The sequence below is a fragment of the Streptomyces sp. QH1-20 genome (genome assembly GCF_041283565.1).
Lineage (GTDB): Bacteria > Actinomycetota > Actinomycetes > Streptomycetales > Streptomycetaceae > Streptomyces > Streptomyces syringius.
On sequence record NZ_CP166299.1, the window covers coordinates 2448331 to 2461133 of the forward strand.

12 protein-coding genes are annotated in these 12803 nt (G+C 70.5%); 10 read left to right on the forward strand and 2 right to left on the reverse strand.

The features are described from left to right. Positions 1–71: 71 nt before the first annotated feature. Positions 72–281 (reverse strand): DUF397 domain-containing protein, encoded by a 210-nt coding sequence (locus AB8O64_RS11015; protein ID WP_370418981.1) that lies wholly within the window; start codon positions 279–281, stop codon positions 72–74. 12 nt (positions 282–293) lie between these two features. Next, positions 294–1160 carry a helix-turn-helix domain-containing protein gene (locus AB8O64_RS11020; RefSeq protein WP_370418982.1) on the reverse strand — a complete coding sequence of 289 codons (867 nt, stop codon included), beginning with the start codon at positions 1158–1160 and terminating at the stop codon, positions 294–296. Positions 1161–1743: 583 nt separating this feature from the next. Here AB8O64_RS11020 and AB8O64_RS11025 point away from each other — a divergent pair. From AB8O64_RS11025 to fxlM, 10 genes are all read left to right on the forward strand, one after another. After that, entirely contained in the window at positions 1744–2343 is a 600-nt protein-coding gene (locus AB8O64_RS11025) for a recombinase family protein (protein WP_370418983.1), read from the forward strand. A 65-nt stretch (positions 2344–2408) separates the two neighbouring features. Continuing rightward, entirely contained in the window at positions 2409–2774 is a 366-nt protein-coding gene (locus AB8O64_RS11030) for an ATP-binding protein (protein WP_370418984.1), read from the forward strand. Then, complete coding sequence (locus AB8O64_RS11035; RefSeq protein WP_370418985.1) at positions 2774–3262, forward strand: hypothetical protein; 489 nt, start codon at positions 2774–2776, stop codon at positions 3260–3262. Before AB8O64_RS11030 ends, AB8O64_RS11035 begins: the two co-directional genes overlap by 1 nt. A gap of 56 nt (positions 3263–3318) precedes the next feature. Next, entirely contained in the window at positions 3319–3537 is a 219-nt protein-coding gene (locus tag AB8O64_RS11040; protein ID WP_370418986.1) for a hypothetical protein, read from the forward strand. A 654-nt stretch (positions 3538–4191) separates the two neighbouring features. Further along, on the forward strand, positions 4192–5073 hold the full coding sequence (locus tag AB8O64_RS11045; protein ID WP_370418987.1) for a Scr1 family TA system antitoxin-like transcriptional regulator: 882 nt from the start codon (positions 4192–4194) through the stop codon (positions 5071–5073). A gap of 353 nt (positions 5074–5426) precedes the next feature. Continuing rightward, positions 5427–5615, forward strand: a complete 189-nt coding sequence (locus tag AB8O64_RS11050) for a response regulator transcription factor (RefSeq protein WP_370418988.1) — start codon at positions 5427–5429, stop codon at positions 5613–5615. 418 nt (positions 5616–6033) lie between these two features. Continuing rightward, positions 6034–6189 (forward strand): FxLD family lanthipeptide, encoded by a 156-nt coding sequence (locus AB8O64_RS11055; RefSeq protein WP_370418989.1) that lies wholly within the window; start codon positions 6034–6036, stop codon positions 6187–6189. A gap of 180 nt (positions 6190–6369) precedes the next feature. Next, on the forward strand, positions 6370–9369 hold the full coding sequence (locus AB8O64_RS11060; protein ID WP_370423842.1) for a lantibiotic dehydratase: 3000 nt from the start codon (positions 6370–6372) through the stop codon (positions 9367–9369). Beyond that, positions 9366–10643, forward strand: coding sequence for a lanthionine synthetase C family protein (locus AB8O64_RS11065; protein WP_370418990.1), 1278 nt, complete (start codon positions 9366–9368; stop codon positions 10641–10643). Before AB8O64_RS11060 ends, AB8O64_RS11065 begins: the two co-directional genes overlap by 4 nt. 26 nt (positions 10644–10669) lie before the next feature. Further along, positions 10670–12748: a methyltransferase, FxLD system gene (gene fxlM / locus AB8O64_RS11070; RefSeq protein WP_370418991.1), complete on the forward strand. Its 2079-nt coding sequence runs from the start codon at positions 10670–10672 to the stop codon at positions 12746–12748. The last annotated feature ends 55 nt before the right edge of the window (positions 12749–12803 follow it).

Below are 12803 nucleotides of genomic sequence, written 5' to 3' on the forward strand. Positions count from 1 at the left end.
TAGGGAGAGGCGCAAGAAGGCCCGGCTTCCCCCGCACTCGGCGCGAGGGGCACCGGGCCCAGGTGAGCAGACTATGCGAAGCAGGCGCCGGCGCTCACGCCTGCTACGAACCGGGCGAACGCGGCCGAGGACACGACGAACGCCGGTCCGTTTTCCTCCTTGGAGTCGCGGACGCCGACAACCGAGCCGAGGTCGGCGACCTCGATGCAGTTATTGCCGTTGCCGCCACTGAACGACGACTTGAACCAGGCTCCCTCGGGAGCCAGATCGAGGGACTTCATGAGGGCCATCTCTCAGATCTCTCGGGCTAGTTGTTCCAGAAACTTTGGCGTCTCCTCCGGAGGAAGAGCGCCATCCCGCAAGGCATCGAACCTTCGGGAGAATGCCCAGACCTCAGTGGTCTTGTCGGTGATGTTCACGCCGCCGTCGATCAGGTCCATCTGGACCGCCGTCGGCAGCCCCGCGCCGAAGTCCAGGACGGTGAAGTCGAAGGCACAGCGGTAAGCCGGCTTCGACAGTGGGAGCACGTGAAGCGAGACGTTGTCGAGTTCGCTCATCTTGATGAGTTCGCGGTACTGCTCGCGCATCACCTCCGAGCCGCCGACGACGTGTCGAAGGGCGGCCTCATCGAGGATGAAGCGCGCCGTCACCGGATTCTCGCGGGTCAGGATCTCGCGGCGTTCCATACGCAGCTCGACACCACGCTCGACTTGCTCTGTCGTGAGCTCGTCGATCGGCTTGTGCGTGCGGAAGAGCTCGCGTGCGTAGTTCTCGGTCTGAAGCAGGCCGAATATCACGGAGGGCTGCCACGCGCGCATGTTCGTAGCCCCGTCCTCCAGCCCGACATAGATCTTCATGCCGGAGGACATGGTCCGCGAGTAGGTGGACCACCATCCGCGGTTCAGGCTCTGGCGGTGAAGCTCTGTGAAGTGGGCGACATCGTCCTGGTCAGTGACGCCGTAGCGCTCCAGGGCGGCCACGAGATCGCTCTGCTTGCGGAATGCCGACTCGCCGTTCTCGACACGCCGGAGCTGCGCGTCAGAGAAGCCGAGACCGTCAACGACCTCCTTGAGGTTCGTGAAGCCAGCCTGCCTCCGTAGCTGCTGAAGTTCATGACCGAGTTGCATTCGCCGGACGGTGGGTCCGATGGGGGCCGCCACGTGCCTGCCTCCTGCCTCGTCGAGAGCATCTGATCGCTGCCCGAATACCGCCGTCGAGGATGACTGTCCCGCCAAGTCGGCGGACAGTCCACCGATTTCACGTGACAGTCCGGCGGAATCGGATGTCGACCCTGAGTGTGGCACCTCAAGACTCTCCTGCAAAGCTCCATGCGTTTCCACCGGCATATGCCACCTCAAGTGAAGTTTGCACTTTGACTTGCAGAACAACTCTCGCATGCAGGAACGTAGTTCTGCGACGGAAGGGGCCCATCCAGCCCTCGGGCTGTGACCGGTCGGTGGGGCTGCCCGCTGCCTCGCCGTGGTCAGTCCGCCACCCAGCACCCCCACTAGAGCGGCAACCGCCCTCATCCCCCGATGCCGAGCCGAGGCCGATCGTGATGACGAGCCAGAGCACCACCAGCGCAAGACGGAACCCTTCCCCACCGGACTCCACCACTGAGCACGCCGCGGATGCGCACCTTGTGACCGATCAGCGCGAAAGCGCCCCAGCCATGCTGCCCTTCAGGGCGTTCGTTGGACTCGAGGAGCAGCGCCGGCGCAGCGCCCAGCAGAGGAGGGGCTGATGCAGCTTGCTCTCGTCGACAGGTTGACCGAGTTCCTGGACAGGGCACACTTCATCTTCCACTGCCCGTTGTACCCGCCGTCCGGGACGTTGAGCCAAGGGCACCCGAGAGGCCGCAACACTGCAACCTGGCTGACTAGGAAGCAGCGGTTCCGCGAGGAATGGGGGCCGGAGCGGATCGGCACCTTGCCGGATCCGCTCCACCGGCTCCACGCCCTTCGCCGCGAAGTCCTCTGCCAGCGCCTCGCCCAACTCAAAGCCCACGGACGGATTCCGCGCGTATGCCTCTACACGCACGTCCCCACGGGCGTGGCGCGAGCATCATCGCTCGACGAGGCCCGGACTTACGCGGCCTCCGAGCAGTGGCGGATCAAGAACGACCAGTGCGTCGCGGACCGCCTCGCAGCGGCCCCGATACACCGTCCCGGTTGGCGCTTGGTCCTGCGCTTGATCCGGGCGGGCGACGTCGACGGAGTCGTGGTGCCGACGTACGACTCCATCAGCCGACACCTGGACGAGTACGAGAACCAGCTCGGCTTGGTCGAGCACTTCGGCGGGTTCGTGGCGCTGGCAACGCCGGAAACGGGAGGCCCCCGATGAGCCCTGCAACAGCCGTCGCCCCGACCACCACAACGCTTCGGCCGCAGACGCCGCACGCATTCGAGGTGGCCATCGCCCCAGACCCGGTACGTGTCGCCCACATACGGCGCATCACCGCGGCGTTCATGCGGCACTGGGCCGTGCCCACCCAACTGACCCGCGACGTGCTGGTCGTCGTCTCCGAACTGGTCACGAACGCGATCGAACACGGCCACGGAACCGTTGGACTGCGCATGCGGGGCACCGGCAAAGAGCTGCGTGTCGAGGTCACAGACGGCAACCCTGCCCCCGCCCGACTTCGAGTTGCTGCGGACGACGACGTGAGCGGCCGCGGCCTGTTCCTCGTCCACGTCCTCGCTCGCGACTGGGGCGTCAGCCAGGACGGTCGGACCACATGGGCCGCCTTCCCCGTCCCCGCCGGGAGGTCGTGATGGTCGCCGTCAACGAAGCAACCGCTGCCGAGCTGCTGAGCCAGCCAGTTACCCCCGGGGACGAGGTGAAGCTCAGGATCGCCTACCTCCTGTCCCGCTCCCTGGCTGACGAGGGGATCAGCGATGACCTGATCGACACCCTCGAAGAAGTCCTCAGCGACCGGCCCGCCGGTCCCGCCGCCTGCGGCCGGAAGCTCGACGCCCTCTTAGTCCGCCTCGGCTTCCCCCTTTGCCGACGGCAGCGCCCCGAGGTCGCACCGCTCAGCGACGAGGACGCCGCGCGGATCGCCGACCGGTTCCGCCGGGCGACCCGCCAGCTCATGCAGGTCGTCCCCCACCGCGTCGCGATGTACCCCACCGAGGAACTGCGCCTCCTCCTCGCCCTGCGCGACGAACAGACACCCCCCGACGAGGCGCTGTCCTACCTGCGCCGCTACGCCCTGGCGATCCTCGCCGTCCTCGACCTGATGGGAGACGACGCCGAATGACGCGCGCTCCCCTCACAGACGTCGGGCACCGTCCCCAAAAGGCCCGGCTCCCCGCCGTGGTCGTCTCTGATTACGCCGCCGAGGTCATCAACTGGCCGCTGCTCCTGCACCCCGAAGGGCCGTTAGTGCCGCGCGAACAGCGCGGCCTCCTCCCGCTCGTCGCGCGGGACATTGCGGCCGCGCAGACGGGCACGGAGCTGGTCCGGCCGGTCACGGGCGTCCGCGCGGACGGTCGCGAACTCCTTACGAACCAACCGATCGAGGACGTCAACTGATGACTACCGTGAAGGGCCATCGCGCCCCCGTCCCCTACATCGCAGCATGGAGCACAGAGACCCCCATCACGGCGGTCGTTATCGCCAACCCGCGGCGGCGCGGAATCGCCTACCTCGACGAATACCCGCAGGACCGCGATACGTACGGCGTCCTGTGGGCAGCTTGCGGGCTGGCTCGGGGCAAGGGGCGCCCCGAGCTTGGCAGGATCCACCCGCAACGGCAGCGCCGGGCTATGGGGAGCATGCTGTGCCAGGTCTGTGCCGGCCCCGCCGATGTGAATGACCAGGGCATGCTGTGGCTTCTGGACGGGCGCATCGCCTACCCGGAGGGGGAGGTCACCGTGCAGCCCCCCGTGTGCCTGCCGTGTGCTCGCCAGGCCGTCCAGGTCTGTCCCGCGCTCCGTGACGGCCACACGGCCGTGCGGGTGAAGGCGCCGGCCATCGACGGGGTCCACGGCACGCTGTACAGCCCCGGCTGCCCCCGGCCTGCTGCTGGGAAGAAAGCGTTCGCGCGGTACGGCGATCCCGCCTGCCAGTGGGTACTCGCCGGGCAGCTCTTTGCCACGTTGCGCGGCTGCACACCAGTAAGTCCGGCTCAACTTGCTGGCCGAGCACCCACCGACGCTCCTTGTCCGGTCCGATGAGGATGAGGCGATGACGCAACATCAACCGGGCTTGTCCGTCCGTAGCGGGGAGGCCAGCCAGCCGACCTTTCTCGCAGAGAGGCCGCGATCCGCTGCCTATGTGGTGGTAGGCGCCTATCTGCGGCACTTGCGTCACTGTCGGGGAAGACGGTTATGGGAGGCGGCGAGAGTGTTGGACTGTGCGATCTCCAAGGTCAGCCGTATGGAAGGCGGTTCCTACATGCAGGAGAAGGATGTCCTGCCCTTGCTGCGTATGTACGGGCTCCTGGACGTGGAGCAGGTGATGGCGGTGCGACACCTCCTGCAAAGCGTTGGCGTCTCGCACCACCTGGGTACTGATGTCGGTCTCGGGTGGGAGGACCGCCTGGCTGCTTGCGAACAGTGGGCCGCATCTGAGCGCACCTATTCGGCATACCGAATGCCCCGCCTGGTGCAATCGGCCGCCTACGCCGAGGCCCTGCGGCGTATCAGCCCGGTGCTAGGCGACGAGAGCCGGCTGGAGACGCCCGGTACAACGGGCCACTCTCGCAGACAGGTCACGGTGCTCCTGGACGAGTTGATCCTTGAGCGGCCCCTCGGGGGCGCAGCCGTGATGGCGGAGCAGTGCGAGCATTTGCAGTCGGTGGTCGAGCAGGGCATCGCGGAGGTCCTCGTGGTGCCGGCGACGGTGCTGGTTCCCTGCAACTACCTGAGCGAGCTGGAGATCAAAGGCCGTCTCTTGTCTGTGCGTCGGGGGCCCCAGGCTGTCCTGTACTCCAGCGGCCCGGAGGCCGAATCGCTCGGCCAGGTGCTCGATCGCGCATATGCCGCGGCCTACCCGCCCGAGCACAGCCTGGGCCGGATCAGGCTGGCGCGACAAGGCTTCGAGCGGACCGCGGGCAGGACGTCGTGATCCGCTCCCCCTAGACCGGCCGTTCCGGCTGTGGCCCCCGGGCGGGCGAGGGGTAGACGCCCGCGCAGGCCCCCGGAACGGCCTGGCCGGGCCCCTTCTCTCCTTGCCCCGCGCAGGGAGGACGAGGGTGCTGCCACCGCGAGGCAGCAGCGCGGACGCATGCCCGGAGGAGTGCGCCCGCCACCGGCCACCCAGCCTGCGCGTCCCCCACCAGCCGAGGGCGCGCAGGCTACCCAGGGTCGACTCGGCAGGTCCACGGCCCACTCTTCCCAACGCCTGCCCCGGCCGTTCACACTCCGGCACCCCGAATGAGAGGACTGCAACCCGCCGTGACACCCCCTCAGGACCTTTCGGTGCTAACCGCGCGCGAGGCCGCGGTGCTGCGCCTCGCCGCTAACGGGCTCACCACCCGCGAAATCGGCTCCCAGGTGCACCTCTCCGAGCGCGCGGTGAAGAAGGTCCTGGAGCAGGTCAGGAGCCGATTCCAACTACGTAACCGGACCCAGGCTGTGGCTTACGCCCTGCGCAAGGGGCTGATCTGACGTGTCTCCACGCCGTCCGGGACGCCCTGGGCCCCGTTGAGAACCGCAAGCCGGGTACCGGTAGATGTCCGGGTACCGGGTGCCCCAGATCTTCCGCGGCCGCGACCGTTCGTCGGGCGTGGCCACGGAGGCCCAGGCAGATGCCGCTCGTTTCAAGAAAGGAGGGGAAATGGACACGTCGTAATCGACATATGGACCGGGGTGCTCCGAGGCATCGGCGGCCCCCAACCGCCGGGGTTTCCGGTCGGCCAGGCGGCCTGCGGGCATGGCAACCGGCTGGTACCTCACTGGCTGCCCTTCGCGGAAGTGCCTGAGTCACTACACTCCGGGCACCGAACTCCTGACCTCACCTGTACAGCGAGTCGGTGGGGCCGGGGCGCAAAGTACATCCAACCACTGCACAGCAGGAGGAATTGAGATGGCTGCGAGCGTACAGAACATTCCTGACCAGGCGGACATCGGCTTCGACCTGGACGTCACGCTGGTGGAGATCGCCGACCCTGCCGGTCTGGTGGCCGTGACCGACGACGGTTGTGGCGCCACCTGTGGCGCCTGCACCACCGGCGTCCACTGACCTACCCGCCCCTTCAGTGGCCGGTGTCGCCGTCGCGCGGCGGCACCGGTCGTCCCCCGTTTCGTTCTGCGTCACGCGGAGGTCAGTGTGCCTGTTCCCGCTCGCGCGTTCCGATCTGGCAGCACCGCGCTCGTCCGCGCCGTCGCGTCGACCGCGCGCGTAGTTCCACCGTGGCCCGATCTGACCGACCCCACCCCGGAAGGCGTATCGGCGCAGGCCGCATGGCTGCGCGCCGTATGGCATGCCGGAGGCGTTGCGGAAGGGATCCGGCACGCAAGCCCCGCGCTCGCCGAGCAAGTCCACGCGCTGTGCGAAGCCGAGCACCCGGCCCGACGCGATGTTCGACGCGCGGCCTTCTCCGTTGCGCGTTACCTACTGCGCTCGGAGCACCGTGCGACCCCTTTTGGCCTGTTCGCCGGCGTCACCACCGCGTCCTTCGGCACGGAGGCGGATGCGCGGTGGGGGGAGGAGCACCTGGCGGTGATCCGTGCCGGTGCGGAGTGGCTGTCGTCGGTGATCACCCGGCTGGAGAGCTGCCCGGAGCTGCTGGCGCGCCTGCCGGTGATTGCCAACAACGCGCTGGTCGTCCGTGGCGACCGGCTGATCGTGCCCTACCAACCGCACGCTCAAGGCCAGGGGGCGGCGGCTGTGGAGGTCTCGTTGCGGTACACCGCGCCCGTGCGGATGGCCCTGGCCGCGGCCCGCGCGCCGATGCCGTTTGCCCACGTGCGGGCGAAGCTGGCAGCGGCCTTCCCCGAGGCGGGTCCGGAGCGGGTCACCGGGCTGCTCACGGAGTTGGTTGCCCGGCGGGCGCTGATCACCGCTCTGCACGCCCCCACCACCGAGGCCGCCCCCTTGGAGCACATGCTGGCGCAGCTGGGGGCCGTCGGAGCCGACGGGGTGCACCAGCACCCGGCCAGCGCCCTGGTGGCCGAGCTGCGGGGCATCCGGACGGACTTGTTGCGGTGCACGGCGCGCCCGGTCGGCGCTACCCGTGCCGCCCGGGAGGGCGCGGCCGCGCGGATGCGGAAGCTCGCCCCCGGGCGCAGGCATCCCTTCGCGGTGGACCTGCGGCTGGACGCCTCGCTCGCTCTCCCCCGCGCCGTAGCCGAGGAAGTGGAGCGTGCGGCGCTCACTCTGGCCCGTACGAGCGCCGCCCCGTACGGGGCGGCGGTGTGGAAGGCGTATCACCAGCGGTTCTATGAGCGCTTCGGTCTCGGCTCGATGGTGCCGGTGCTGGACGTCGTCGCCGACAGCGGGATCGGCTTCCCCGACGGCTATCCCGGCTCGGTGACCCAGGAGCGCCGCTCGCCGGTGTCGAGCCGCGACGAGGCCCTGATGCGGCTGGCGCAGCGCGCACTCCTCGACGGCCTCGACGAGGTCGCTCTCGACGAGGAACTGCTGACCTCCTTGGAGCTGGGGGCGGTCCGGCTCCCGCCGCACCTGGAGGTCGGGGTCCGGGTGCACGCCGCCAGCACGGAGCGGTTGGCGCGGGGGGATTTCTGGCTGGAGGTGCTGAGCGTCTCCAGGGGCGTCGGGGTGGGCAGCGGCCGCTTCCTGAGTGTCCTGGACCCCCGCGGCCGCGCCGCCCTCGCGGCGGAGATGGCGGATCTGCCGGCAGCGGATGAGTGCACCGTGCCGGTGCAGCTCTCCTTTCCGCCGCTGGAGCCGGAGACGGCACACGTCACCCGGGCCCCGCAAGCCCTGCCGCTCGTGATCAGCCTGGAGGAGCACCGTGTTCCGGGTGAGGGCGTGCTGACGGTTGAGGACCTGGCGGTGGGCTGTGACGGCCGCCGGATGTACCTGGCCGCGCCGGCGCTGGGCTGCCGGGTGGAGGCCGTGGCGATGCACGCGCTGAACCTGAACCGGCACACGCCGCCGCTGGCCCGCTTCCTGATCGAGCTGAGCCGCACCTCGTACACCGCGGTGACCGGGTTCGACTGGGGCGCGGCGCGGGTGATGCCGTTCCTGCCGCGCCTGCGCTACGGGCGCACCGTGCTGTCCCCCGCGCGGTGGCGCCTGGAGCCGGCCGAACTGCCGGCCCGTTCCCGCCCCTGGGCCGAGTGGGACGAGGCCTTTGCCGCATGGCGGGCGCGGCGCCGTGTGCCTGGTCAGGTCTATCTGACGGAGGGGGACCGGTTGCTTGCGCTGGGTCTGGAGGAGGCCAATCACCGGGCGCTGCTGCGCGCCCACTTCGACCGTGGGGGCCCGCTCGCGCTGAGCGAGGCGCGCCGGGAGGCCGGGTGGTGCGGGGACCGGGCGCACGAGGTCGTCGTCCCGCTGAAAGCGCTCGCGCCGCCGGGGTGGCCGCATCTGCCCCGGCCGAGCACGGCCCGGGTTCTGGGGCGTGGGCATGGGCTGGCTCCGGCCGCGTCACGGGTGCTGCTCGCCGCCCTGTACGGGGACATCCGCCGCCAGGACACCGTCCTGGCAGAGCATGTGCCCGACCTGCTGGAGCGGCTCGGCCGGCCGCCGTGGTGGTACGTACGGTTCCGCGACCCGGAGCAGCATCTGCGCCTGCGCATCGCCCTGTCCGGCCCCGAGGAGTTCGGGCCGCTGGCCCAGACAGTGAGCACGTGGGCCGAGGAGCTGCATCAGGCAGGGCTGTTGAGCGAGGTGCGGTATCCCACCTCGTACCCGGAGACGGGCCGCTGGGGCTCGGGCGCGGCGTGGGAGGCGGCCGAGGAGGTGTTCCGTGCCGACTCGCGCGCCCTCCTCGCCCAGCACCGCCAGACCGTCCGCCCGCACCGGCGGGCGCTGGCCGCCGCACACACCGTCGCGATCGCCTGTACCTTCCTCGGCAGCACTGCCGCCGGGATGCGCTGGCTGACCGGCCGCATTCCTCCCACGGCACCGGAGCCGGTACCCCGCCGGCAGTTCACCGAGGCGGTACGGCTGTCCGACCCGCGGCACGACTGGGCGGCGCTGCGCTCGGCTCCGGGCGGTGACGCCATCGTCGAGGCGTGGGCAGAGCGCGATACGGCGCTGGCCGCCTACCGCGGCCACCTGCCCGGCCCGGACACCGAAGGCATTGCCCCTGACGCCGTGCTGGACTCCCTCCTGCATCTGAACTTCGCGCGCGCCGTCGCCGTGGACTTCCCCGAGGAAGCCATCTGCCTCTACCTCGCGCGGGCCGCAGCCCTGGCATGGACAGCGAAGACCACCAGGAGGCCCGCGTGACGCAGCACCCCGCCCTGGGCCTGGCCTGTGCGGTTGGCGAGCGCCTGGTGGACCCCGACGCCGTGCCGGGCGGGCTGCGCGGCGCGGGCTGGTGGCGGCAGTCGCTCGCGCACGGCCTCCCCGGCATCGCGCTGCTGCATATCGAGCTCGCCGCCTCCGGGAGGGGGCCGTGGCAGCGCGCCCATGACTGGCTCGCCGCCATCGCGCAGGCCCCGCTCACCGCCGGCACCGACAGCAACCCCTACTACGGGGCTCCCGCTCTCGCCCACGCCCTGGCCTGCGCCGCCGGGCAACTGCCCGGCGGCGCCTACCGGCGGGCGCTGGAGGCGCTCGACCGGCAGGTCGCCGCCGAGGCCCGCCGCCGCGCGGCGGCCGCTCACCGCCGCATCGATCACCAAGAGCTGCCCGCCCTCGCCGAGTTCGACGCGGTCCGCGGCCTGAGCGGCTACGGCGCCTACCTGCTGCGGCGCGACGCCGACGGCGACGCCCTGCGAGCCGTCCTGGACTACCTCGTACGGCTCGCCTCCCCCCTCACGCTGCACGGGGAGGTACTGCCCGGCTGGTGGACGCCGAGCGGACCCTCGGGCCGACCGGACAACCGCTTACCCGGCGGTCACGCCAACAGCGGCATGGCCCACGGCATCACCGGGCCCTTGAGCCTGCTCTCCCTCGCCGCCCGGCGCGGCACCACGGTGACCGGCCAGCTCGATGCCATCCGTACGATCTGCACCTGGCTGGAGCGGTGGCGCACCGACACCACGAACGGCCCGGAGTGGCCGTACTGGATCACCCGCGCCGAGCTCCGCAACGGCCGCCGTGTATCGACGGGGGCGCTGCGCCCGTCGTGGTGCTACGGCACCGCCGGTCTCGCCCGCGCCCAGCAACTCGCCGCCCTCGCCTTGGGCGACACCGGCCGCCAAGTCGAGGCGGAGAACGCGCTGGTGGACGCCCTCACCGATCCCGCACAGCTCAAGGCGACCACGGACAACAGCCTGTGCCACGGCTTCGCCGGTCTCGCCCACATCGCCGCCCGGACCGCCGACGACGCACACCCCACGACCGCCGGGCAGCTCCGTGCCGTCATCCCGGCGCTCCTGGCCGCGCTCTGCCCGCCAGGCACCGACCCCGCAGACGCCGCCACCACGATCGTGCAGGACGAGGAAGCCGGGCCCGGGTTCCTCAACGGGGCCGCCGGTATCGCCCTGGCGCTCCTGTCCCCCGCCACCGCCACGCCGCCCCGGTCCGCCTGGGACACCTGCCTGCTCATCGCGTAACCCCTCGACCGAAGGAGCTCTCCGCCATGCCCCCCGACAGCTGGCACCAGCACAACCTCACCTTCGCCGACCGGCAGACCCGCCAGCGCACCGTCACCGAACGCCTCGGCCCCGTCCTTCTCGAAGCCGAACAGGACGGGCAACTCACCGGCTGGTGGTTCATGAACAAGCAGCCCTGGCCGCTGCGGTACCGCGCTGCCAAACCGTCCCCGCTCATCACATCGCTGCTGCGTGGCCTCGTCGATGACGGCACCGTGCTGTCGTGGCCGTCTCAAGACTACGAACCGGAGACCTACACGTTCGGCGGTTCCACCGCCATGGATGCCGCCCACGATCTGTTCCATGAGGACAGCCGCCACCTGCTCACCTACCAGCCCGGCCCCGGACGCCTCGGCCGCCGCGAAACTGCCATCCTCCTGGCAAGCGCCATGATGCGAGCCGCCGGCCTGGACTGGTTCGAGCAGGGCGACGTCTGGGTGAAAGTCACCGAACTCCGGCCAGCCACCCAAGTCCTCGCACCACAGCGGTCCGCCGCCCTGGCACCGGCCATGCGGAAGCTGATGACCGCCGACGCCCACAGCCTGTGCCACCCCGACGGCCCCCTCGACGGGCACGCCGAATGGGTGGCCGCCTTCGAACGCGCCGGTACGACGCTCGCCTACCTCGCCGCCACCGGCCAGCTCACCCACGGTCTGCGAAAGGTCATCGCCCACCACGTGATCTTCCACGCCAACCGCGCAGGCCTCCTCCACGATGACCAGAGCGCCCTGTCCACCATCGCGCGCGACGTAGTCATGGGATCGAGTGACAACACGGCGTCACCCGCCGAGACAACGACCGATACCACTAGCGTCGGGCCGGTGAATACCGACACGATCGCTCCCCTCGAGGACGCCGAGCAACTGCGCAACGCCATGGTCGACCAGCTCCTCAAGGACGGACACGCCCCCACACCCGCCGTCGAAACAGCGCTGCGCACCGTGCCCCGCCACACGTTCGTGCCCGACGCGCCGCTCGAGGACGCCTACGCCAACGCGCCGGTGAACATCAAGTACGACACCGACGGCACCTCGATCTCCTGCGCCTCCCAGCCCGGCGTCGTCGCCCTCATGCTGGACCAGCTCCAGGCCCAGCCCGGCGAGCGCATCCTCGAACTCGGCGCGGGCACCGGCTACAACGCCGCTCTCCTCGCGTACCTTGTCGGCGCGGGCGGGCACGTCACCACGATCGACGTCGACGACGACCTCGTGGAAGGCGCCCGCACGCACCTGGCCGCCGCCGGCTTCACCAACGTCGAGGCCCTGACCCGCGACGGAGCCCTCGGCCACGCCGAGGCAGCCCCCTACGACCGGATCATCGCCACCGTCGGCGCGCACGGCGTCCCGCACGCCTGGCTCGACCAGCTCGCCCCCGGCGGCCGGCTCCTGGTCCCCCAGCGCCTCAAGGGCAGCGTCTCCCGCTCCATCGCCTACGAGCGCCAGGGCGGCCGGTGGGTATCCGTCGGCAGCGAGATGAACACCTTCATGCCGCTCCGCAGGGGCATCGCCGATGACGGCCGCCGCGTCATCCCTCTCAGCGCGGACGGCACCGTACGGCTCCAGGCCCCTGCCGGGCAGCAGATCGACGCCGACGCCCTGGCCAACGTGCTGGACCAGCCGCGCACCGAGGAGTGGACCGGCATGACGGTCCGCGCCATGGAGTCGCCGGAGTGGATGGAGCTGTTCGTCACCTGCTCCGTCCCGTCCGGCCTCATCCGGATGCTGTTCCCGCAGGACGCCAAGGGCACTCTCCTCACCGACGACCCGTATCCCTCGTCGACCGCGGCCGTCGACAAGGGCGCCGTCACCTACCTCGCCCGACGCCTGTCACAGAAAACGACCCCCGAGGGCGGCAAGCTGTGGGAGTTCGGTGCCGTCGGGCACGGCCCCGGCAGCGAGGAGCTGACCGCGCAGGTCGCCGAAGCGATCCGCACCTGGGACCGCGAGTACCGCGGCCGTCAGGCCCAGTTCGAACTCCGCCCCCTCGACGCCGAGCCCGTCGAGCCCGGCCCCGGCCGGTTCACCATCGACACCCCGCTCAACCGGATCGTCGTCCAGTGGCAGTAAGCCCCCAGCCGGCCAGGTAGCCCGGTGGTTCCCGCTCGCCCACCGGCGACGGGGG

What these genes read in the sequence shown, in the direction of transcription:
- AB8O64_RS11015 (WP_370418981.1), bottom strand. Translation starts at nt 281, where the DNA reads ATGAAGTCCCTCGATCTGGCTCCCGAGGGAGCCTGGTTCAAGTCGTCG.
- AB8O64_RS11025 (WP_370418983.1), top strand. Translation starts at nt 1,744, where the DNA reads ATGCAGCTTGCTCTCGTCGACAGGTTGACCGAGTTCCTGGACAGGGCA.
- AB8O64_RS11035 (WP_370418985.1), top strand. Translation starts at nt 2,774, where the DNA reads ATGGTCGCCGTCAACGAAGCAACCGCTGCCGAGCTGCTGAGCCAGCCA.
- AB8O64_RS11045 (WP_370418987.1), top strand. Translation starts at nt 4,192, where the DNA reads ATGACGCAACATCAACCGGGCTTGTCCGTCCGTAGCGGGGAGGCCAGC.
- AB8O64_RS11055 (WP_370418989.1), top strand. Translation starts at nt 6,034, where the DNA reads ATGGCTGCGAGCGTACAGAACATTCCTGACCAGGCGGACATCGGCTTC.
- fxlM (WP_370418991.1), top strand. Translation starts at nt 10,670, where the DNA reads ATGCCCCCCGACAGCTGGCACCAGCACAACCTCACCTTCGCCGACCGG.